The following is a 21,070-nucleotide window of genomic DNA, read 5'->3' as shown; positions in this document are numbered from 1 at the left end:
AGCGTGGGTATTGCTCCAAAGGCATTGTTTTGTAATCTCTAACAGGTAATACATCTAGTTTTTGAATCAAGCATAGTCCAGTTTTAATAGCTTGGCGGATGGGTTGGTAACGACTTAAGTTTGCAATATTGTTGAGTTGATTTACCAATGCGGTGATATGGCTTGAGGTAATAGAACCATTTTTTGTTGCCAAGGCATGAGTTGTGTATTGATTTTGTGGACTCGGTTTGGGCTTTCATCTTAAGGCATGATGCTGAAGCAATTTGCAAATATTTATTTTTACTTCTTATTAATTGTGGGCGGCTTGAGGTAAACGCATGCACTGAGTTGCTGTAGGGCGTTTTATTTATAAAAATTACGAATAAACATAAGCCTAGCCTGCGAAGTTGGCCTTTTTTCGGTATCATTACACCTTTGATTCTTAGCCAAATTTGGATAGCAGACATGGTTGATGTGCTCCAACTTCGCGGCGGTGCCGCACTTTCTTCGTTTCGGATTGAGAAACTCGTAGCTAGCCTCGCGGCGCAAGGCATTGTTGCCAATCTGTACGCCGAATTCTGGCATTTTATTGAACAAGAACAAGCCTTAAGCAATGATGATCTAGCCGTCGTTGAGCGTATTTTGAGTTATGGCGAGCCCGCAGATCTCGCTCTTGCACAAGGCACACCGTTGCTGGTATTGCCGCGCTTAGGCACGATTTCTCCGTGGTCGTCAAAGGCAACAGATATTGCCTTGCACTGTGGATTATCTGGCAAAGTGGCGCGTATTGAGCGTGGCATGGCGATTTATGCCTATAAAGCGGATGGCTCAGCACTCTCTACAGCAGAAAAGAACATTTTATTACCACTGATTCATGATCGGATGACCGAGCAAGTGTTTGAAGGTTTGGCGGCGGGTAATGAATTGTTCCGTCACTTTGAGCCGAAACCGCTGGAAATCGTTGATGTGTTGCAAGGCGGCAAGGCGGCGCTGGTCAAAGCTAACAGTGAATATGGTTTAGCGTTATCAGAAGATGAGATTGACTATTTAGTCGAGAATTTCACCAAACTCGGTCGCAATCCAAGCGACGTTGAGCTGACAATGTTCGCCCAAGCGAATTCAGAACATTGCCGCCATAAGATTTTCAACGCTAATTTTATTATCGATGGTCAAGCCCAAGATTACAGTTTGTTTGGCATGATCCGTGAAACGCATAAAGCTACACCAGAAGGCACGGTGGTGGCGTATTCCGATAACTCATCGGTGATTGAAGGCGCGCTGACTGAACGCTTCTTCCCTGCCGCAAATGGTGCTGAATATGCATTCACACAGGAAGAAACGCATATTTTGATGAAAGTGGAAACCCACAATCATCCAACCGCGATTTCTCCATTCCCTGGTGCCGCAACCGGCTCTGGCGGTGAAATTCGCGATGAAGGTGCGACGGGTCGTGGTTCGAAACCGAAAGCGGGTCTTTGTGGCTTTACGGTTTCGAATTTGAATTTGCCAGGCCACGTTCAGCCATGGGAAACCGCATACGGCAAGCCAGATCGTATTGCTAGTGCACTCGATATCATGATTGAAGGTCCAATCGGTGCCGCAGCATTTAATAATGAGTTTGGTCGTCCGAACTTAGCAGGCTATTTCCGTACCTTTGAACTTGATTTTAACGGCGAGCGCCGCGGTTACCACAAACCGATTATGATTGCTGGCGGCATGGGCAATATCAGTGCTTTGCACGTGAAGAAAAACGATTTACCTGATGGCTCATTGCTGATTCAACTTGGCGGACCTGGCATGCTAATCGGTATGGGGGGGAGTGCCGCTTCATCGATGGAGACGGGGAGTAACACCGCGGATCTAGATTTTGATTCGGTACAACGTGGTAATCCAGAAATGCAACGCCGTTGCCAAGAAGTGATTGATCGTTGTTGGCAGCTAGGTAGTAAAAATCCAATTCAGTCGATTCATGATGTTGGTGCGGGCGGGATTTCGAATGCCTTCCCAGAACTGGTGAACGATGCTGGGATGGGCGCGGTCTTTAATTTACGTAAAGTAAATATCGAAGAAAAAGGCATGGCGCCGAAAGAAATTTGGAGTAATGAAAGCCAAGAGCGTTATGTACTCGGTATTCACCCAAATGACTTGCTAACATTTGAAGCGATTTGCGAACGTGAGCGCTGCCCGTTTGCAGTGATTGGCCGCACGACCGACGAGCGTCAATTGACTGTGGAAGACCCGCATTTTGCAAACAAACCTGTCGATATGCCGATGGATGTGTTGCTCGGCAAACCGCCAAAAATGACACGCGATGTACAACGCGTGAGCCCAGAATTAAAAACGTTTGATTCTGCCGGTTTGGATTTAAAAGAATCGTTATACCGTGTATTGGCCTTACCGTCTGTCGCTGACAAATCTTTCTTGATTAATATTGGTGACCGCACCGTAGGTGGTTACACTGCACGTGATCAGATGGTGGGTCCATGGCAAGTTCCGGTCGCGGACGTTGCAGTGACTACGATGGGGTATAACACGCTACGCGGCGAAGCAATGGCGATGGGAGAACGTACCCCCCTTGCATTGATCTCTGGCCCCGCATCTGGTCGGATGGCGGTCGGTGAAGCGCTGACTAATTTGGCCGCGGCATCGATTGAAAAATTGTCGGATGTGAAATTGTCTGCCAACTGGATGGCGCCTGCTGGGCATCCGGGTGAAGATGCCAATTTGTACGACACGGTGGCCGCTGTTGGTTTGGAATTATGCCGTCAACTGGGGGTGTCAATTCCAGTCGGTAAAGATTCATTGTCGATGAAAACGGTATGGAATGACGGCGAAGCCAAAGCAGTCACTGCGCCGTTGTCCTTGGTGATTTCGGGTTTTGCACCCGTGACTGACGTCACCAAAACATTAACGCCAGTTTTAAAAGATGTTGAATCCGATTTGTTGTTGATCGACTTGGGTACCGGCAAATGTCGTCTTGGTGGCTCGGCATTGGCGCAGGTGTATAGCCAAGTGGGGAACTGGGCACCCGACGTGGTCAATGTTGCGCATTTGAAGTCATTCTTTGCAACGGTACAGCGCCTGAATGCGGAAGGTAAATTACTGGCATACCACGATCGTTCGGATGGTGGTTTGGTGGCTGCAATTGCTGAAATGATGTTCGCTAGCCATTGTGGCGTGACCTTGGAAATTGACGAATTGTGTATTGAGCGTCGTCTGCGTCAACGCCAACAAGATGAAATTTCGTCAGATGACATCGAGCGCGCCGAAAATGGTCGCGTGATGGGCGTGTTGTTTAACGAAGAACTCGGCGCAGTTATGCAAGTTCGTCGTAGTGACACTGCTGCTGTTATTGCTGCATTTATGAACGCAGGCTTAGCTGGCGAGTTGCATGTAATTGGTTCGACTAATCATGATGACAAGCTCAAAATTAAGAAACGCAATCGCCTGTTGCTGGATGAAACTCGCGTGAATTTACAACGCGCGTGGAGCCACACCAGCTGGCAAATTCAACGTCTGCGCGACAATCCTGAATGTGCGGATGCTGAATACGCGCGCATTGGCGACAAAGCGGATAAAGGCCTGTTTGCTAAGTTGAGTTTCAACCCGTCAGAAGATGTTGCTGCGCCGTATATCGCTAAAGGCGCGAAACCACGCGTGGCGGTATTGCGTGAGCAAGGCGTGAATGGTCATGTGGAAATGGGGGCCGCGTTTACTCGCGCAGGTTTCGCTGCCGTTGACGTTCACATGAGTGACGTAATTGCTGGCCGCGTGCAACTGGCTGACTTTAATGGTCTGGCGGCTTGTGGCGGTTTCTCTTACGGCGATGTATTGGGCGCTGGTGAAGGTTGGGCGAAATCGATCTTGTTTAATGGCGCAGCGCGTGAACAGTTTGAAGCCTTTTTTAACCGCGGCGATACCTTTGGTTTGGGCGTGTGTAATGGCTGCCAAATGATGGCTAATTTGTCAGGCATTATTCCGGGGGCTGAACACTGGCCGAAATTTACCCGCAATCAAAGTGAGCAATTCGAAGCACGCTTTGTGATGGCTGAAGTGATGAAATCGCCATCGTTGTTCTTTGCCGGTATGGAAGGCAGCCAAATGCCGGTGGTGGTAAGCCACGGGGAAGGCTTTGCCAATTTCAGCCAGCAAGGCAATAAAGCCAAAGCGCTAGTCGCGATGCGTTACGTGGATAGCCACGGTAAAGCGACGCAAACGTACCCGATGAATCCGAATGGTTCGCCAGACGGCATAGCTGGGGTCACGACGGCTGATGGTCGCTTTAGCATTATGATGCCGCATCCAGAGCGCGTATTCCGTACGGTGCAAAACTCATGGCATCCGGAAGATTGGTCTGAAGACGGCGCATGGTTGCGAATGTTCCGCAATGCGCGGGTGTTCTTGGGCTAATCCTCAGCCTATTTTGCAAAAGCAGCCTGCGGGCTGCTTTTGTGTTTTTAGAGTGTCGTTTGTGAGGTGAGGGATGATAAAGCGTGTATGTTTTGGCTTGTTACTGCTGCTGTTGGTGGCGTGCAGTAAAATCACGGCAGAGAATTATCAAAAAATCAGCACAGGCATGAGTCGCATTGAAGTGGTTGCAGTTTTAGGGGAGCCAAATAGCACTGAAAGTGCAAGCTTGCTCGGTATCGAAGGCGAGAGTGCGGTTTGGCAGAATGGCGATTTGCAAATTAAAGCCCTGTTTGTAAACCAAAAATTATGGTCGCATACCATGGTTAAATAAGGCCGGGTATGCTTCTATCGGCATTAAAAATGAGTAAGTTGATGGATATACCCTATGTTAAGCAAGGTTGTTGGCATATCGAATTCGGCTGAGTTCCAGTCGTAAGTCCAATTCAAGTTGGTTGAGTAGTTTTTTGGAAATACGAAACAATTTTTGTTCGGCTTGTTTTTGTAATAAATGTAATTGCTTTTGATGGGCGGCTTCAAGATGAACCAGTGCGCCTTGATAGTCTCCTTGTTGCGCGCAAATTGTTTCCAGTAATAAATGCGCTTCTTGCCCCATTGAAAAACCGCGAATTTGTTCACCCAATTGTAGACACAGTTCTAATGATGCTTGTGCTTCAGCGGTTTTATTCTGGCGGATATAAATTTGCCCAAGAATCAGTGCCACATATGAGCGGCACCAAAGGCCGCCGATTTGTTGAGCGAGCACCCGCGCTAATTGCAAGTGCTCATTTGCTTCATTCACATTGTCGTGATGAAGCAAAATCAAACCGTTGTAGATGTGATATTCGGCCTGATTTTCTAAATGTGGCGTGATTTGCAGTTGTGTGCGTAAGCGTGACAGTAATACGCTCATTTCATCGAATTGCTGCAAGCGCAAACAGGTGGCAACCAGCGCCAAGGTGCATTCCATGACCAGTGCGGGATCATTGACGTTGTCGGCTAGACTTAAGGCGCGGCGTTGGTAATCAAGCGAAATTTCCAATTGGCCAAATACCAAGCAAACTTGGGCGATGCCAGAGTAACCACGGATAAATGCGCGACTGTCTTCTGCCTCCACCGCGGTTTGTAATGCTTGTAACCAGATGTCCAAGGCGCGCATGTATTCGCCTTGATGTAACTGGCTTTGTGCTTGCCAATGTAAGGTTTGCGCGAGTAGCGACCAATTGTTGAGTTGGCGGGCAATAAACCCTGAGTCGCGAAAGTCTTTGCAGGCGGCGCAGGGTTGTTCACCAACGTCAATTAAAAACTCACCGCGCGCCATCAGTGCGTTGGCTTGGCCTAAAGGGTAGCCCATTTGCTGGGCTAGCTCGATTAAGGCAGTCATTAATTCTGGACGTTTTTCAAAGAACATGACTTGCCGAGTATGTTGCAAATATTGGTCAAATTCATCGGTTGTCATCAAAGAACTCCACTCGATTACGCCCCTTTTCTTTGGCCTGATAGAGGGCTTGGTCGGCGCAGTTGAGTAATTCGCTGGCGCTGGCCTCTTGATTCATTTCTGCAACGCCGATGCTACAGCTTACTTTTAAATCGGGATGAAAGCGTTGCCAATCAAAGTTTTCGATTCGTTTGCGAATGCGTTCTGCGACTTCAACTGCGGTGGTTCCGGCGGCGCCTGGTAGCAGGAGTGCAAATTCTTCACCGCCAAAACGGGCGACTAAGTCGCCGCCACGGCAAGACTGCAGCAAAATGCTGGCCGAGCTGCGAATCACGTCGTCACCGATGGGATGACCAAAGCGATCATTCACGCGTTTGAAATGGTCTAAGTCAACCATCAAAATGGTGAATGGGCGATTTTCTTCCATGCAACGCTGATACATCAGTGGCATTTCTTGGTCGAGATGACGGCGATTGCTGGCACCTGTTAGCGGATCTTGTAAAGTCGCATTGCGTAGCGTCTGTAATAACTCGCTGTCGGCAGTATTTTTTTGCCGTAATAGATTATTTTCTTGCCGAGTTTGCAAAACGAAGAGCTGAGAATCTAAGTCTTTAATACGACGCTCTAGTGCATTGGTGAGTTTTTCTTTGGCCAGTTGCTGCGCATCCTGAATCGCTAATTCATGATACTTACGGCGAAATTGCCAAGCCAATTGGTAATCGTGGTTGGTTTCTCCCAATTGAGCTAGTAGGCTATATACCCGTAATAGCAGTGGGTGTGAGCCAAATGATTGTATGGTTTTTAGCGCGAGTAGTAGATATTCCTTGGCTTCATCGTTGCGCTGTTGGGCTAGGTAGACGCGGCCCAGTGCCATTAGATTGATCGACTGGCTCCATAAATAATCTAAATTTTGATTGAGATCCCATGCTGCATGCAGCCATGCTTGAGCTTCGGTATATTTGCCTAGCGCATGGTATGCCTCGCCTCGGTAGCTATACCAGTCTGCTAGCCATGCTTTATGCTGGCTGGTGAGAAATACAGGCTCGCCGAGTTTAGATAATTGCAAGGCCAGATCATATTCGTGCAAATGAATGAGATCGGCTGCGACGTGTAAAAAACTTTCGGCAAGAAGTTCTCGATCAGTGGTTTTTTTGGCAAATTCAAGTGCTGTTTCATGCCACTGCAGTGCCTCGCCATGCTTATTCTGCGCGGTAAATATATTGCCAATACCAAGGCAAGCTTCGACGTATAAAGGATAGGCATGAATACTTAACGCAATTTTAAGGCATTGACTCCATGCTTTTAGTGCTTGGGAGTATTGGCTATTGGCAAGTAATAAATCAGCTCGGGCATTTTCAAATTCGGCGTTCAAGCGCGCATCTTTTAAATCTCGAATCAAAGGTTCTGCCTGTGCAATCGTTTCATTTCCTTCCGCCAATTGGCCTAGTGCCCATTGACTTTTTGAAATGAGCAGTAAGGCTTGCGCTTCACGCGTGAGATCCCCTATTTTTTTTGCAAGTAGGCAGGCTGGTTGCAAAATTTCTATGGTTTTTGCGCAATTGGGTACAAACCAACTACGAGCTTCTTTGAGCCATAGGTCAAGTTGCGTCGTGGCAGCATTTGAATCTGACATAAGAGAGGGCGCAAAATTGAAGAATTTAAATATAGACCCAATTGCACGCCATCGTTTTGAAAACGTGGATAAATTTCCAAAAAAAGCATGGCCTGAATTAAGGATACTATTTCTGACTGTGCGAACCGATAGGATTGCTGCTGTTGAGCTGACCAATTAAACGTTAATCGACTCTAGCAAGGCTTGCCACAGGAAGGTTGAATATTTATAGTTCTGATTATCTATTGATTTATTATCTAAGGATTTGATATGCGTTTTACCTTGCGCCAGCTTGAGGTTTTTGTCGCCGTGGGACGGGGAGAGAGTGTTTCCCGTGCGGCTGAACAGTTAGGCTTGTCTCAATCTGCAACGAGCACTGCTTTAGCCGAACTAGAGCGTGTTTATGATCGTCGTTTATTTGATCGGATTGGTAAGCGCTTGCAGCTCAATGAGTTAGGCGGCTTGCTGTTACCACAGGCGATGCAACTGCTCGATCATGCTGCAGAAATTGATGCGCTGTTGGCTGGACGTGCAGGATTTGGACCGATGCGTGTGGGGGCGACATTAACCATCGGTAATTATTTGGCGACCTTATTAATCGGTGATTTCATGCGTCAGCATCCGGGTTGTCGCATTTCACTGGGGGTGCACAATACCGCGCACATCGTACGACAAGTGGCACATTTTGAGCTGGATTTAGGCTTGATCGAAGGGGATTGCCAGCATCCTGATTTAGAGGTCGTGCCTTGGATTGGCGATGAATTGGCCGTTTTTGCAGCACCTGAACATCCGTTGGCGATGAAGCTGGCTCAGCAGCAGGAGATTACGCTGGATGATTTGATTGCTGCGTCGTGGATTGTGCGTGAGCCAGGGTCAGGGACGCGCCAAACCTTTGATTACGCCATGCGCCATGTGCAATCACGGTTAGATATTCGTTTAGAGCTTGAGCATACCGAGGCAATTAAACGGGCTGTCGAGTCGGGTCTGGGAATTGGCTGTATTTCTCGTTTGGCATTAAAAGAGGCATTTCGTCGTGGCAGTTTAGTTGAATTACCGGTGGCAGGTATGGATTTAGCGCGTCAGTTTCATTTTGTACTCCACAAGCAAAAATATCGCACTGCGGGTATTACTGCTTTTTTGGACTTATGTAAAAAAGTGACTTCAGGCGTACAAAGAAGTGATGAAATCGCATTGCCGTATATTCGCTAGCGGGTTTGGCTTGCGAATTTTAATTACCACTATCTTTTTTTGTTCTAGAAAATGCTTTGTTCTTACTGTCTTTTTTTGAAATAAAAATAAATGGGCATGATTAAAACTTTCATGATTGTATGGCATCATGCTGATTCAATTTCTTGGGGATCTGATGGTGTTAAATACTGAAGAAAAAATTGGCGTGTCGGTAGGATTGGTGGTAAGTGCGATTGCAATTGGCGCCGCTTTGTTTGCTACGAAGCTATTACCGGCAACGGGACAAAAAACCGCTGTAGCAGCGAGCAGTGTGTCAGCTGCAAGTAAAGAATTTGTGTTGGGCGAGATGCAGATGGTACTCGCTGACGGCAAAATCACGTTCACAGGGCGTGTTGCAGATGAAGCCAGTAAACAACGTTTATTAAAGCCTGCCCGTTTATTGTGGGGCGCAGACCATGTAATTGACCACATTACGGTGGAAGCCAGTGCACCTGCGTTTTGGTGGGCGGGGCGGCCTATTGAAGTGTTGGCGCGTTTAAAGCAGCTTAAAGCATTTGATTTAAAATTGGCGAATGAACAAGTTGTATTGTCTGGGGAGGCGGGCAGTAGCAAATTAGCAGACGGCATTCAGATTGGTTTGAGTCAATGGTTCAAACCCGGTGCTGCAGTATTGAGCCAATTGAATGTTGTGGAAGACGCGCAATTGAGCGTTTGGCACGATGATGTCTTACTCAATGAGTCGATCGAATTCGCGACGGGCTCTGCAGCTGTGAGCGCCGCTTCTGAGCCACGTTTGAAAGAGATTGCTGCGTTCTTATTAGAAGATGGCCGCGTTATTCGTATTTTGGGTTACACCGATAATGTGGGCGAGCCGGCGGCAAATCAAAAATTATCGCAAGATCGCGCTGCAGCTGTGCGGATTACGCTGATCAAATTTGGTGTGAAAGGTGAGCAGTTGGTTGCGGTCGGCATGGGTCAAGAGCGTCCGATTGCCGATAATAGTACTGAAGCAGGTCGGCAAAAAAATCGTCGGATCGAGTTCGCGCAATAAGTGTGCATGATCTGCGTAACAGCCCCGCGATGCTCGCGGGGTTTTTTATGACTGCTGCGCGTTTGTCTAGCTGTGTTTGATCAGTTTTCATATAGTGAATTTATCTTTTAAGGGTATTTGCTGCTAAGGCTTTTCATGCAAAGGCTTGAATTGGATACCTTAAGTATTAGCTGTTTAGGACGTATTTCGTTTGGTTTGGTCGCGGATGAAAATCATTAAACTAAAAAGGTCTGCTGGCATTCACATCACCAATGAAGCGTTATGCTCGTGGTTCTTATTTATCCATCGGGTCGCAGTACGGTTTTATTCTCATTGAGTTTTTGCTGTGAGTTGCGCTACGGTGTACTACGATAAATTAGTTGGAGTTGCTTGACGTTTGCTTGATTAGTCGTGTTGGTTCGGCATTTAGTTTGTTGCACTTCATGAAGCGTGTCCCTGCGGTATTTTGAGGTAGCGCTTTATCGTTCTGCATCAAGGTTTAAAGCCATTAAACTGTTCCGCTGGTCGTTTTTCGTCGAGGCTCTGTATTGTAGTTGCATACACACCTGCTGGGTGTCACTGATTATGTCTTGATTCGCCGCGAAATCGCTATAGCGCGGTGGGAAATTAAACGCCAATAGAGCTTAAAGTAAACTCGCGATTATGATAAAAAAAATCCCTGCCGAATATGTTAAACCGGGCATGTTTATTCATGACCTAAACGTCGATTGGATGGATCATCCTTTTATCCGCAATAAGTTCGTCATTCAGAATGATGAAGAGATCGCCAAAATTACTGCAACCGGCGTGCGTGAGGTGTATATCGATACCGAACGCGGTTTGGATTTGGCTGATGCACCGACTTTAGAGGAAGTGAATGCCGAGCTAGATGCTGACTTGTTGCGCATAGCAGAGGCACCTTCCCCAATTATCAAAATTTCATATGCCGAAGAAATCACCCGTGCGCAGAAAATTCATTTGCAAGCCACGAACGCTGTTAAAACGGTAATGCGTGATGTTCGTATGGGGCAAGCCATTCAAATGGAAAATGTCGCGAATGTTGTCGAGGACATTACTGAATCGGTACTACGAAATAGCGGTGCTTTGGTGGGCTTGTCGGCGATTAAAGACAAAGATGAATATACCTTTTTGCATTCGGTGAGTGTTTGCACCTTGATGGTGACGTTTGCGCAATCACTGGGTTTAGACCGCGAGATGATCCGTTTGGCCGGAATTGGAGGTTTATTGCACGACACGGGAAAAATGAAAGTCCCGAATGAAATTCTCAATAAACCAGGTCGACTAACCGAGGATGAGTTTGCCAAGATGCGTATGCATCCGGAAGAAGGCTGGAAAATCCTGAAAGAAATTGATGGAATGGAGTCGATTCCGCTCGATATCACTTTGCATCATCATGAGCGAATGGATGGCACGGGCTATCCGCATAAATTACCTGGAGCCGAGATTAGCCGCATGGCTCAAATGGCGGCAGTGGTTGATGTGTATGATGCGATTACGTCTGATCGGTGTTATCACGTCGGCATGCCAGCTACAGAAGGGTTGCGCAAGTTATGGGAGTGGAGCAAGTTTCACTTTAATCCCGAGCTCGTGCAGGCGTTTATGCGGACCGTTGGAATTTATCCCGTGGGAACTTTGGTGCGTTTGGAGTCGGGGCGTTTGGGCGTGGTGCTTGAGCAAAATGACGGTAGTTTGCTGCAGCCGAAGTTGAAAGTTGTCTTCAGCACAAAATCGAATTCCTATATCACGCCTATGATTGTGGATTTAGCTCGCCCTATGGGGATGGGGGGGGCGGATAAAATAATGGGCCACGAAGATCCCGCGAAGTGGGGGATCAACGTAGCCCAATTTTTGGTCGCCGCAACATAACTGGTGCGGCTTATCGTTGAACGCGTCTGCTTGGCAATCAATCGAGTGGTTTATTGATTCACAGCTACGCTCATTTTCTCTTTGGCAGAGAAAATGCGGTATCGTAATTCAATGCCTTCTGGCACATAAACGACCAATGGCAATCTAGGATTGTAGCGATGGAGTTGTTCAGAGTGAATCGCTACAAATTCTTTGATTTTTTTCATTTTGGGGTCACATGCCATCATGGTACTGGGGCCAGGACCGACGTCGCTTACCACCCAATAATTAAAACCCCAGCCTTCTGCTGTTTTTTCTGTTATCGTGCCGCTTAAGCGCGCCCGATTGCAATCCATTTCCATCACTTTACCTGGCAATAATTGCACCCGATATAGTTCAGGATTTTTGACTTCTGGTAGATGAATGACTTTACGAACCATTCCTGCCTCTGCCGCTGGGAACGGTTTCATTGGGTCTTGATTGGCGGCAAACGCCGTGCTTGCCAAAAAGACACTGAGTGCAACAAGGCCTGCAGTTTTTTTCATGGCTTTAGATCCTAAGTGAAATAAAAATAAATAATCAAAATCAACTTCTCGAGGGTAAAGCAATCTCTGCTTGAATGTATATTAAAGATTCACACTCGGCAGCCTAATTAACGCGAATATTTATTGATTGCGGCTTGAATTTCAGCGATGGCTTTTTCGATATCATCGTCGCTAATTTCTGCGGTAGAGGCCAATGTCATCGCATCGATATGAGTACTAATGGTATTGGCATCGAGCTTTTGAGTCGAAACAAATGCCTCAGTATCAGGAAAATCATGACTGTCGTGCCAATTAATTGCGAGGGCAGTCAGATTATCTCCATACGCGCCGCCACGAATTTCAGCCTTGTCCATCAATTGCGGTACAGAAAACATGACGGGAAATGAGGATAGAAAATGCGTGATTTCTGACTCAGCCAACGAACCCCAAAATCCATCAGTACACAATAGCAGTGCGTCGCCATCATTGAGCACCACTTTGCCGCCAATTTCAATTTCTGGCAGTAAACTACCGCCGAGGCAATTATAGATTTTGTTTTTTTCAGCGTGGCTAAGTGCTTCTTTTTCTGAAATGAGGCCCGCGTCCACCAGTTTTCTCACTTTTGAGTGGTCACGAGTTTGTGCAATAGTTTGTCCACTACGGATGAGATAAAAGCGCGAGTCTCCGACATGAGCCCAGTAAACGATTCCATCTTGCACAATGCAGGTAACGACCGTAGTACGTGGGACTTCAATTAAATGATTGGCAATCGCATAGTTGTAAATTGCATCGTGACAGTGCATTAAAGCATCTTGTAAAAACTCAGTTGGGTTGAGAATCACAGGATTAGCTTTCTTTTGAAATTGATCGCTTAACAACTCTACAGTGATTTGTGCTGCAACTTCCCCATGTAGATGGCCGCCCATGCCATCAGCGACAACTAAAAGTAATGCATCGCGGCTATAAGAATAGCCAAATCGATCTTGATTGTATTGACGGCCGCCTTTGCGGGTTTCTTGGAATACTGAAAATTTCATGAATTATCCCTGTTTTTAGGGCGACTGATTTCAATCCACTTGCGTTTGAGCGTGCTGATTAGATTTGATTTTTTGCTGGGCGCAGAACCCGGTTCGAGTAATTGCTTTTGAATTTGCAGCACGCTTTGCGGGCGCTTTTCGTGATTGATTTCAATGCATTGATGAATCAAATTCAGTAGTTCAGGTGAGTAGCGGTCACCGTAGGCAATTTCCAGCCGCTGAACTTTGTCTTCTTTTTCTCGCCCGTCTGCCGCTTGCGGCGCAGTACCTGCAATACAAGCAAACATGGATGCGCCAATACCATAAATATCGGTCCAAGGGCCAAGTTGCTCTTTTTTCCGGTATTGCTCAGGGGCTGCAAAACCTGGTGTATACATTGGCGTAAGCCGGGAATGCTCAGTAGTTAAGGATTGGCGAGCCGAGCCAAAGTCAAGTAACACGGGGGAGCCATCTTTACGGATGTAAATGTTTGCTGGCTTAATATCGAGATGTAGCAGTTTGTTTAGATGTACTTCACGTAAGCCATTGAGCAAATTGTAAAAAACGCTACGAATCAGTTTCTCATCAACGCCTTCACGTTCGTGGTTGATTTGAATTTCTTTTTGCAAAGTACGACCACGCTCGTACTCCATTACCATATACACCGTGTCATTCGCGCGGAAAAAATTGAGCACGCGGACGATATTAGGATGTTGAATACGGGCGAGCGTTTTGCCCTCTTCAAAAAAGCATTTCAGACCGTGGCGAAACAGTGCGATGTGTTCTTCGCTTACGGCTTGCACTGCAACGCCTTCTTTACGGAGCGCTAATGAGTTTGGTAGATATTCTTTAATGGCTACGGGATAGTCGTGCTCATCATGCGCCAAATAGACAATACTAAAGCCGCCCGCTGAAAGCAGCTTGGCGACGGTGTAGTTCTGTAATTGATATCCGCGTGCGAGCGGTTGATTGCTTGGGGTGGCCATGCTTAGTTTTGGTTATACTCTCTGTGAGTGTCTAGTGTCAGCCCTGCCGCTTCAACTGTAAAGCGGTGCGTTTCAAAGGAAATTATATGATTTATAGCATGACTGGCTATGCAAGTGCCCAAAGAGAATTGTCTCATGGCGTATTATCGGTCGAATTGCGTGCCGTCAACCATCGTTTTTTAGATCTAACCCTCAGATTGCCAGAGGAATTTCGTGCTTTAGAGGGCGCAATCCGCGAGAAACTTAGTGGTCGTCTTAATCGCGGCAAATTAGAGTGCCGCCTGAATTTCAATTCCCGAGATGCCGCTAATACCCAGTTGCGCCTAAACAACGCTTTGGTTGCTGAATTGTTGCGCCTTGCTGATCAAGTCAAAGAACACCAAGCTAGCGCTGGTGATTTGCGGATGGCTGATATTCTGCGCTGGCCGGGGGTGATTGAGTCTGACGCCTTGCCTTCCGAGTTATTGCAAAGCACAGCACTGGAAGTTTTGGATCTGGCTTTGGATGATTTTCTCGCGAGTCGAGCGCGTGAAGGGGGCAAGCTAGCGGCGATATTGCTGGAACGCGTTACCGCAATGGATGCCTTGATCGCAGGAGTAAAACCGCTGATTCCACAGATTGTCAGCGAATACGAAGCCAAACTCACACAGCGTTTTGTCGAAGCCATCGGTAGTAGCGACGATGATCGTATACGCCAAGAAATGGTGATGTTTGCGCAAAAAGTAGACGTACTTGAAGAAATTGATCGCTTGCAAACGCATTTAGCCGAATTGCGCCGTATTTTGCAAAAAGGTGGCAACGCCGGCAAACGCTTGGATTTTTTGATGCAAGAGCTCAATCGTGAAGCCAATACTCTGGGCTCCAAGTCGGTTTCAGTTGAAACCTCGAAAGTTTCGATGGAATTAAAGGTCTTGATCGAACAAATGCGCGAACAAGTACAAAATATCGAATAAACTATACCTAAATAGTGTTTAGGAAAAATACGTCATGGCCAAAGGTAATTTGTTTGTGGTGACTGCGCCATCGGGCGCAGGAAAAACCACGTTGGTAGCAGCATTACTTGCTGCTGATTCGCAGGTTCAGCTATCAATTTCATTTACGACACGCCCGCCGCGTGCGGGTGAAGTGGATGGTAAAGACTATCATTTTGTTGATCGTGTTGAGTTTGAGCGCATGATTGCTGCGGGTGAATTACTCGAGTTTGCTGAGGTGTATGGCAATTATTACGGCACATCCCAAGTTTGGATTAATCAAGTGATGGAAAATGGCCGTGATATTCTGCTAGAAATTGATTGGCAAGGAGCGCAGCAAGTACGACGGATTTTCCCGAACGCAATTGGTATTTTTATTTTACCCCCTTGTATCGATACGCTAGAAAATCGTTTACGCGGCCGTGGTAAAGACAGTGAAGAGGTGATTGCTCGCCGCATGGCTGTGGCCAAGGAAGAAGTCAATCACGTGGATGAATTTGATTACGTGATTGTTAATGAGCACATTGATGATGCAGTGCGCGACATTGTTGCGGTGGTGCGGGCACAGCGTTTGACCTTGGTACGCCAATCAAATCGCCATACTGCGTTGATTTCAAGCTTAAAAGGCTAATTTCCTTCTTCAACTAGTATCAAGTGGTATAATAGATGGTTTCGCCCCTTGCTGGGCTAGCCGCACTCGGAGATAAACCCCATGGCACGTGTAACTATTGAAGATTGCCTCGATCGTATTCCTAATCGTTTTGACCTCACTTTGGCTGCCGCTTATCGTGCGCGCCAAATCGAAAATGGTTCAACGCCGCAAGTCGATAATAATGGCCGTGAAAAACCAACTGTATTGGCATTGCGTGAAATGTCTGCTGGTTTGGTCGGCATTGAAGTGCTAACTCGTAACCGTTCTTAATATAGAGAAATTATGCCGATCTCAGTGACTTCGAACGATGTGCCGGCGCTGACTGATGCACCCGAGGTCATTGAGGAGGCAAATCGATTTCTGAATGAGCAAACCGCTTACTTAAAGCGTGAAGACCGAGAGATGTTGTTCTCGGCTTTTTTGTTTGCGGAAAACGCGCACCGTGGTCAGATGCGCCGTTCTGGCGAACCGTATATTTCACATCCACTGGCAGTTGCCGGCATTTTGACGCAATGGAAGCTTGATGCACAGGCGCTCGCTGCTGCGCTGATGCACGATGTGATGGAAGACAGCGGCGTCACCAAGCTTGAACTCACCGAGAAATACGGTAAAACCGTCGCCGAATTGGTCGATGGGATGAGTAAAATCGATAAGCTCGAGTTCCAAAGTAAAGAAGAGGCGCAGGCGGAAAATTTCCGTAAGATGTTGCTCGCGATGGCGCGTGATTTACGCGTGATGCTGATTAAGCTCGCCGATCGTTTGCATAATATGCGCACGATGGATTCAATGCGGGCGGATAAGCAAAAACGGATTGCGCGTGAAACGATGGAAATTTACGCGCCAATTGCTAATCGGATCGGTTTGAATGCGGTGTATCAAGAACTGGATGATTTGGCATTTAAATACATTCATCCGCGTCGCCATCATGTTTTATCCAAGGCCCTCAAGGCCGCGCGCGGCAATCGCCGCGAAGTGGTACAAAAAATCCTCGATGCTATTCAAGCCAAGCTTGAGGTGCAAAACATTGATGCGGCAGTGACGGGCCGCGAGAAAAATCTATATTCGATTTACCGCAAAATGCTGGAAAAGCATTTGAGCTTTTCTGAAGTGCTCGATATCTATGCGTTTCGCGTGATCGTCAAAGACAATTCGCACTGTTATTTAACGCTAGGCGCTTTGCACGCCTTATTTAAGCCGATTCCGGGCAAGTTCAAAGACTATATCGCCATTCCCAAAACCAACGGCTACCAAAGCCTGCATACCACTTTGTTTGGCCCGTACGGTACGCCGATTGAAGTGCAAATCCGTACTGGTGAAATGCATCGGATCGCCGATGCTGGCGTAGCCAGCCACTGGATGTATAAAAGTGGCGATGAAGGCTTTTCCGATGTGCAGCAAAAAACGCATCAATGGCTGCAATCTTTGCTGGAATTACAATCTGAATCGGGCGATGCAGTTGAGTTTTTAGAGCACATTAAAGTCGATTTATTTCCAGACCAAGTCTATGTGTTTACGCCGAAAGGCACGATTTTGAGTCTGCCGAACGGGGCAACCTGTGTGGACTTCGCTTATGCGGTGCATACCGATATTGGCAATCGCTGTATCGCTGCCAAAGTAAATCATGAACTGGTTCCATTGCGCACGAAGCTTAAAAATGGCGATCATATTGAAATCGTGATGGCGGCGCACGCACGACCCAATCCAAGTTGGCTGGCCTTTGTGACCACCGGCAAAGCGCGCTCGCAAATTCGGCATTTTTTACGTACGATGCGCTTTGATGAATCGGTGCATTTGGGTGAACGCTTACTTAGTCAGGCTTTCTCGGCGCTGCATCAGCCATTGCACGTGAATGATGATATTTGGGAAAAATTCCTGCGCGAAAGCGGCGAAAAGTCCCGTGATTCAATCTTGGCTGATATTGGCTTGGGGCAAAAGTTGGGCGTGGTGATTGCCAAGCGCTTACTGCAGCTCGCTGGAACCTGGTCGGAAGATGGCCGCCAAGGTAAAAAACCGATGTCGGTGTCGATTCGTGGCACAGAAGGCATGGCGATTCAGTTTGCGCGCTGCTGTAATCCGATACCTGGGGATCCTATCCTTGGTTTCGTTAAGAAAGATCAGGGCTTGGTGGTGCATACCCATGATTGCCCGCAAGTATCCAAAGGTCGTATTGATGCGGAAAAACTGATCGATGTCGACTGGGATCCAGAAGTTGCGCGTTTGTTTGATGTGCCGGTGAAAGTGCTGGCAGAAAACGAGCGTGGCACATTAGCGGCACTAGCGGCGGCGATTGCTGAAGCGGAGGCCGATATTTCGGCGGTGACGATGGGTGATACCGTTGAGTCGCACGAGCGCTACCTGAGCGTACAATTTACGCTGCAAGTGAATAATCGCCAGCATTTAGCCAAGGTGCTGAAAAACTTGCGCCGGCTCCCCGCCGTTTATCGATTACACCGTGTACGCGCATAAGCACGTCGTTCCTACGCAAAAAAGCCTAGCCAATCGCTAGGCTTTTTTGTGTTATGCCGAATTTTACTTGAGTAATCGAATATTGAATGGCAGGCGGTACGGTAAACCTTTGCTGGCGTTCACTGCGCCTAAAATACAAAACACCAGATTGCAGAGCCCAACAGCACCGATGACCAAAACACCGATCAGGATCAGCGTTAGTACTGCGCCAATTGCGTAGCCTAGCATGACTGTAATCGACCAATTTAAGGCCTCTTTGGCTTGATCGGTCACCAATGCATCGTCTTTTTTGACCAAGTAAATAATGAGCGATGGAATAAAGCCAAAGAATAAAGTACCCAGCCAAATGAGCAGCACAATATTATTAGTCTCATTGCTGGGTCGGTTCTGTACTTCGAGTTCATTCATGATGTTGTCCTTTTGACTGGTTGGCGGTGGAGGCGCGCTCAGTATGCGTCGCTGATTGACTCGAGCTTACCGTTCGTGATGCCCTTGGTCAAACTGGCGTAATAGATTGAGCTTAATGATGGCTCTCTAAGCGGACTCCTGCGCCGCGTCAAAAAAAGCCAGCGATGGCATGATAAACTGTTGGCATATCGAGATGTGAAGGGAAAACAAATGATCAAAATTTCAATTAATGGTGAGCCACGTGAGTTTCCCGCACCGTTGAGCATTGCTGAAATGGTGGGCCAATTGGCATTAACTGGCAAACGGATTGCGATTGAGCAAAATGGTGAAATCGTTCCGAAAAGCCAATATGCACACGCGATGCTGCAAGAGGGCGATGTGCTTGAGATGGTGGTGGCTGTTGGTGGTGGTTGATGTATTGCTTTGAAGTTATTGATTTTCAATGGCTTAAGAGTAATACCTAGTAATTTTATTGATAGCAGGGGCTTATAATGTCAGAACAATTTCAAATTGCCGGTAAAACGTATCAATCACGCCTGATTGTGGGCACGGGTAAATATAAAGATTTCACTGAAACCCGTGCTGCGGTGGATGAATCGGGCGCTGAAATCGTCACTGTGGCGATTCGCCGCGTGAACTTGGGGCAAGACGCATCGCAGCCTTCCTTGCTCGAATACTTGCCACCATCGCAATACACCTATTTGCCAAACACGGCAGGCTGCTATACCTGCGACGATGCGGTACGCACTTTACGTTTGGCGCGTGAATTACTTGATGGACACAAACTGGTGAAACTCGAAGTCTTGGGCGACCCGAATACCTTATACCCGAATGTGCGTGAAACCTTGAAAGCCGCGGAAATCTTGGTCGCCGATGGCTTTGATGTAATGGTGTATACGTCGGATGATCCGATTATTGCCAAAGAGTTAGAACAAATCGGTTGCTGCGCGATTATGCCGCTGGCCTCGTTGATTGGTTCTGGCATGGGGATTATTAATCCATGGAATTTGCGCTTGATTATTGATTCGGCCAAAGTGCCGGTGTTGATCGATGCTGGCGTTGGCACGGCGTCGGACGCGGCGATTGCGATGGAACTCGGTTGTGACGGTATCTTGATGAACACCGCGATTGCAGGGGCTCGTGACCCGATACGGATGGCACGCGCGATGAAGTTGGCGGTGCAAGCAGGGCGTGATGCTTTCCTTGCTGGTCGTGTGCCACGTAAATTGTATAGTGCTGATCCTTCTAGCCCAACTACGGGTTTGATTGCTGCGAAGTAATTCCAGCATCAAGAACACACTGTTCTTGAAATGCAATGAATAGGGTATTGTTAGCTAGATAATGTTTATTATATTCTAGCTGCCAATACCCTTTGCTATTTGGATTGAAATGACAGAGATTCATGTCCGTTATGCCACGCTCGATGATGTTGAACGCCTTGCCCCCCTATTTGATGCTTATCGCGTTTTTTACCAACAGTGCAGCGATTTAAATTTGGCGCAGCAATTTTTGCGTGAACGTCTGGCCTTGGGTGAGTCGGTGATTTTATTGGCCGAGTCGGCAGGTGAGGCGGTGGGGTTTATTCAGCTTTATCCACTGTTTAGTTCTTCTACATGCCAGCGCATTTTATTGTTGAATGATCTATTTGTTGCCAAGGTGGCACGGGGGCAGGGCGTCGCACGGCGTTTAATGGCTCGTGCCACGCAGCACGCGGAGCAAGTCGGCATTGTACGACTCGAATTATCGACCGCGCACAGTAATCTACAAGCGCAAGCGCTTTATGAATCGCTCGGTTACCAATTAGATCGTGAGTTTCGCTATTATTCCTTAACGATATAATTCGTTCACTTCTTATACTGATAAACCGAGAGGTCCAATGAAGCAATTTATTAGTGCTAGTTTACTTGAGGCGCATACGGCTTTAAGTCAGTTGATGAACAATGCTGATGCGTTGGCTCAGATTGAAGCTGCAGGTCAAATTTTGATTGAGAGTTTAGAGCAAGGTGGTCGTCTATTTTCCTGTGGTAATGGTGGCTCAATGTGCGATGCGATGCATTTTGCTGAGGAGTTGACTGGGCGTTATCGTAAAGATCGACGCGGTTTGCCTGCGGTGGCAATATCAGATGCTAGCCACATGAGTTGTGTAGCGAATGATTTTGGATATGATTTTGTATTTTCTCGTTATATAGAAAGTCACGCACGCAATGGTGATGTATTGATTGCAATTAGCACCAGCGGTAACAGTGAGAATATTTTTAAAGTGGCTAGCACTGCTCGTGAGTTGGGCGTGAAAGTGATTGCTCTTACGGGACGTACTGGGTCGCGACTGGAGCCGCTTGCTGATGTTTGTATTATTACCCCAGGTGGGCAGTTTGCTGATCGCGTTCAAGAATTGCATATCAAGGTTTTACATATTTTAATTGAACTCATTGAGCGGCATTTTTTTCCTGAAAACTACTAAATGTTTTACCTTGTTTAGCCGACCTTTTAACGCGCAAAGCTTGGTAAATTGGCTTTGTCGTTTTAA

The 21,070-nt window shown here is 47.1% G+C and carries 20 protein-coding genes; 13 read left to right on the top strand and 7 right to left on the bottom strand.

All coding sequences use genetic code 11. The annotated features are described in order from the left end of the window. Positions 1–193, bottom strand: a 193-nt coding sequence (locus GM173_RS07935) for a hypothetical protein (protein ID WP_203570820.1), incomplete at its 3' end; no start/stop codon positions are given. Between the two features lie 251 nt (positions 194–444). Between GM173_RS07935 and purL the strand changes: the two genes are divergently transcribed. Further along, positions 445–4,389 carry a phosphoribosylformylglycinamidine synthase gene (purL, locus tag GM173_RS07930; protein ID WP_203570819.1) on the top strand — a complete coding sequence of 1,315 codons (3,945 nt, stop codon included), beginning with the start codon at positions 445–447 and terminating at the stop codon, positions 4,387–4,389. A gap of 73 nt (positions 4,390–4,462) precedes the next feature. Beyond that, positions 4,463–4,720 (top strand): hypothetical protein, encoded by a 258-nt coding sequence (locus GM173_RS07925; RefSeq protein ID WP_203570818.1) that lies wholly within the window; start codon positions 4,463–4,465, stop codon positions 4,718–4,720. 57 nt (positions 4,721–4,777) lie between these two features. Here the strand turns inward: GM173_RS07925 and GM173_RS07920 are convergent, their stop codons facing one another. Next, the gene (locus tag GM173_RS07920) at positions 4,778–5,845 is read right to left on the bottom strand and encodes a tetratricopeptide repeat protein (RefSeq protein WP_203570817.1); all 1,068 of its coding nucleotides are present in this window, start codon (positions 5,843–5,845) and stop codon (positions 4,778–4,780) included. Continuing rightward, positions 5,832–7,457, bottom strand: coding sequence for a tetratricopeptide repeat-containing diguanylate cyclase (locus GM173_RS07915; RefSeq protein ID WP_203570816.1), 1,626 nt, complete (start codon positions 7,455–7,457; stop codon positions 5,832–5,834). The genes GM173_RS07920 and GM173_RS07915 overlap by 14 nt, the downstream gene beginning before the upstream one ends. Before the next feature lie 249 nt (positions 7,458–7,706). On the opposite strand from GM173_RS07915, the gene GM173_RS07910 reads away from it, so the two are divergent. The 3 genes from GM173_RS07910 to GM173_RS07900 all read left to right on the top strand — a co-directional run bounded on the left by GM173_RS07910 (position 7,707) and on the right by GM173_RS07900 (position 11,541). Next, positions 7,707–8,645 carry a LysR family transcriptional regulator gene (locus tag GM173_RS07910; RefSeq protein ID WP_203570815.1) on the top strand — a complete coding sequence of 313 codons (939 nt, stop codon included), beginning with the start codon at positions 7,707–7,709 and terminating at the stop codon, positions 8,643–8,645. A 127-nt stretch (positions 8,646–8,772) separates the two neighbouring features. Then, a complete protein-coding gene (locus GM173_RS07905) occupies positions 8,773–9,675 on the top strand; it encodes an OmpA family protein (RefSeq protein WP_203570814.1) in 903 nt (300 codons plus the stop codon). A 642-nt stretch (positions 9,676–10,317) separates the two neighbouring features. Further along, a complete protein-coding gene (locus GM173_RS07900; RefSeq protein WP_203570813.1) occupies positions 10,318–11,541 on the top strand; it encodes an HD-GYP domain-containing protein in 1,224 nt (407 codons plus the stop codon). Between the two features lie 50 nt (positions 11,542–11,591). Here GM173_RS07900 and eco read toward each other — a convergent pair whose 3' ends face one another. The 3 genes from eco to GM173_RS07885 all read right to left on the bottom strand — a co-directional run bounded on the left by eco (position 11,592) and on the right by GM173_RS07885 (position 14,046). Further along, on the bottom strand, positions 11,592–12,065 hold the full coding sequence (gene eco, locus GM173_RS07895) for a serine protease inhibitor ecotin (RefSeq protein ID WP_203570812.1): 474 nt from the start codon (positions 12,063–12,065) through the stop codon (positions 11,592–11,594). A 107-nt stretch (positions 12,066–12,172) separates the two neighbouring features. Further along, positions 12,173–13,081, bottom strand: a complete 909-nt coding sequence (locus GM173_RS07890; RefSeq protein WP_203570811.1) for a PP2C family protein-serine/threonine phosphatase — start codon at positions 13,079–13,081, stop codon at positions 12,173–12,175. After that, positions 13,078–14,046 carry a serine/threonine protein kinase gene (locus GM173_RS07885; protein ID WP_203570810.1) on the bottom strand — a complete coding sequence of 323 codons (969 nt, stop codon included), beginning with the start codon at positions 14,044–14,046 and terminating at the stop codon, positions 13,078–13,080. Before GM173_RS07885 ends, GM173_RS07890 begins: the two co-directional genes overlap by 4 nt. 86 nt (positions 14,047–14,132) lie before the next feature. On the opposite strand from GM173_RS07885, the gene GM173_RS07880 reads away from it, so the two are divergent. From GM173_RS07880 to GM173_RS07865, 4 genes are all read left to right on the top strand, one after another. Continuing rightward, entirely contained in the window at positions 14,133–14,999 is an 867-nt protein-coding gene (locus GM173_RS07880; RefSeq protein ID WP_203570809.1) for a YicC/YloC family endoribonuclease, read from the top strand. Positions 15,000–15,033: 34 nt separating this feature from the next. After that, a complete protein-coding gene (gene gmk / locus GM173_RS07875; protein WP_203570808.1) occupies positions 15,034–15,648 on the top strand; it encodes a guanylate kinase in 615 nt (204 codons plus the stop codon). An 81-nt stretch (positions 15,649–15,729) separates the two neighbouring features. Next, positions 15,730–15,939 carry a DNA-directed RNA polymerase subunit omega gene (rpoZ, locus tag GM173_RS07870; protein WP_203570807.1) on the top strand — a complete coding sequence of 70 codons (210 nt, stop codon included), beginning with the start codon at positions 15,730–15,732 and terminating at the stop codon, positions 15,937–15,939. Positions 15,940–15,951: 12 nt separating this feature from the next. Beyond that, positions 15,952–18,135, top strand: coding sequence for a RelA/SpoT family protein (locus tag GM173_RS07865; protein WP_203570806.1), 2,184 nt, complete (start codon positions 15,952–15,954; stop codon positions 18,133–18,135). A 63-nt stretch (positions 18,136–18,198) separates the two neighbouring features. On the opposite strand, the gene GM173_RS07860 is transcribed toward GM173_RS07865, so the two are convergent. Further along, positions 18,199–18,543: a DUF4870 domain-containing protein gene (locus GM173_RS07860; RefSeq protein WP_203570805.1), complete on the bottom strand. Its 345-nt coding sequence runs from the start codon at positions 18,541–18,543 to the stop codon at positions 18,199–18,201. Between the two features lie 210 nt (positions 18,544–18,753). On the opposite strand from GM173_RS07860, the gene thiS reads away from it, so the two are divergent. The 4 genes from thiS to gmhA all read left to right on the top strand — a co-directional run bounded on the left by thiS (position 18,754) and on the right by gmhA (position 21,004). Continuing rightward, on the top strand, positions 18,754–18,957 hold the full coding sequence (gene thiS, locus GM173_RS07855; RefSeq protein WP_239078423.1) for a sulfur carrier protein ThiS: 204 nt from the start codon (positions 18,754–18,756) through the stop codon (positions 18,955–18,957). A 77-nt stretch (positions 18,958–19,034) separates the two neighbouring features. Then, positions 19,035–19,823, top strand: coding sequence for a thiazole synthase (locus GM173_RS07850; RefSeq protein ID WP_203570804.1), 789 nt, complete (start codon positions 19,035–19,037; stop codon positions 19,821–19,823). Between the two features lie 109 nt (positions 19,824–19,932). Further along, positions 19,933–20,382: a GNAT family N-acetyltransferase gene (locus GM173_RS07845; RefSeq protein WP_203570803.1), complete on the top strand. Its 450-nt coding sequence runs from the start codon at positions 19,933–19,935 to the stop codon at positions 20,380–20,382. A gap of 37 nt (positions 20,383–20,419) precedes the next feature. Next, on the top strand, positions 20,420–21,004 hold the full coding sequence (gene gmhA / locus GM173_RS07840; protein WP_203570802.1) for a D-sedoheptulose 7-phosphate isomerase: 585 nt from the start codon (positions 20,420–20,422) through the stop codon (positions 21,002–21,004). The last annotated feature ends 66 nt before the right edge of the window (positions 21,005–21,070 follow it).

Origin of the sequence: Deefgea chitinilytica, assembly GCF_016881405.1 — a bacterium.
Taxonomy (GTDB): Bacteria; Pseudomonadota; Gammaproteobacteria; order Burkholderiales; family Chitinibacteraceae; genus Deefgea; species Deefgea chitinilytica.
The sequence above is the reverse complement of the archived record's forward strand: the minus strand, read 5'-3'. Positions and strand labels throughout refer to the sequence as shown.

Excerpts from the sequence above, each read along its gene's own strand:
- purL (WP_203570819.1), top strand. The coding sequence starts at position 445 with ATGGTTGATGTGCTCCAACTTCGCGGCGGTGCCGCACTTTCTTCGTTT.
- GM173_RS07925 (WP_203570818.1), top strand. The coding sequence starts at position 4,463 with ATGATAAAGCGTGTATGTTTTGGCTTGTTACTGCTGCTGTTGGTGGCG.
- GM173_RS07920 (WP_203570817.1), bottom strand. The coding sequence starts at position 5,845 with ATGACAACCGATGAATTTGACCAATATTTGCAACATACTCGGCAAGTC.
- GM173_RS07915 (WP_203570816.1), bottom strand. The coding sequence starts at position 7,457 with ATGTCAGATTCAAATGCTGCCACGACGCAACTTGACCTATGGCTCAAA.
- GM173_RS07910 (WP_203570815.1), top strand. The coding sequence starts at position 7,707 with ATGCGTTTTACCTTGCGCCAGCTTGAGGTTTTTGTCGCCGTGGGACGG.
- GM173_RS07905 (WP_203570814.1), top strand. The coding sequence starts at position 8,773 with ATGCTGATTCAATTTCTTGGGGATCTGATGGTGTTAAATACTGAAGAA.
- GM173_RS07900 (WP_203570813.1), top strand. The coding sequence starts at position 10,318 with ATGATAAAAAAAATCCCTGCCGAATATGTTAAACCGGGCATGTTTATT.
- eco (WP_203570812.1), bottom strand. The coding sequence starts at position 12,065 with ATGAAAAAAACTGCAGGCCTTGTTGCACTCAGTGTCTTTTTGGCAAGC.
- GM173_RS07890 (WP_203570811.1), bottom strand. The coding sequence starts at position 13,081 with ATGAAATTTTCAGTATTCCAAGAAACCCGCAAAGGCGGCCGTCAATAC.
- GM173_RS07885 (WP_203570810.1), bottom strand. The coding sequence starts at position 14,046 with ATGGCCACCCCAAGCAATCAACCGCTCGCACGCGGATATCAATTACAG.
- GM173_RS07880 (WP_203570809.1), top strand. The coding sequence starts at position 14,133 with ATGATTTATAGCATGACTGGCTATGCAAGTGCCCAAAGAGAATTGTCT.
- gmk (WP_203570808.1), top strand. The coding sequence starts at position 15,034 with ATGGCCAAAGGTAATTTGTTTGTGGTGACTGCGCCATCGGGCGCAGGA.
- rpoZ (WP_203570807.1), top strand. The coding sequence starts at position 15,730 with ATGGCACGTGTAACTATTGAAGATTGCCTCGATCGTATTCCTAATCGT.
- GM173_RS07865 (WP_203570806.1), top strand. The coding sequence starts at position 15,952 with ATGCCGATCTCAGTGACTTCGAACGATGTGCCGGCGCTGACTGATGCA.
- GM173_RS07860 (WP_203570805.1), bottom strand. The coding sequence starts at position 18,543 with ATGAATGAACTCGAAGTACAGAACCGACCCAGCAATGAGACTAATAAT.
- thiS (WP_239078423.1), top strand. The coding sequence starts at position 18,754 with ATGATCAAAATTTCAATTAATGGTGAGCCACGTGAGTTTCCCGCACCG.
- GM173_RS07850 (WP_203570804.1), top strand. The coding sequence starts at position 19,035 with ATGTCAGAACAATTTCAAATTGCCGGTAAAACGTATCAATCACGCCTG.
- GM173_RS07845 (WP_203570803.1), top strand. The coding sequence starts at position 19,933 with ATGACAGAGATTCATGTCCGTTATGCCACGCTCGATGATGTTGAACGC.
- gmhA (WP_203570802.1), top strand. The coding sequence starts at position 20,420 with ATGAAGCAATTTATTAGTGCTAGTTTACTTGAGGCGCATACGGCTTTA.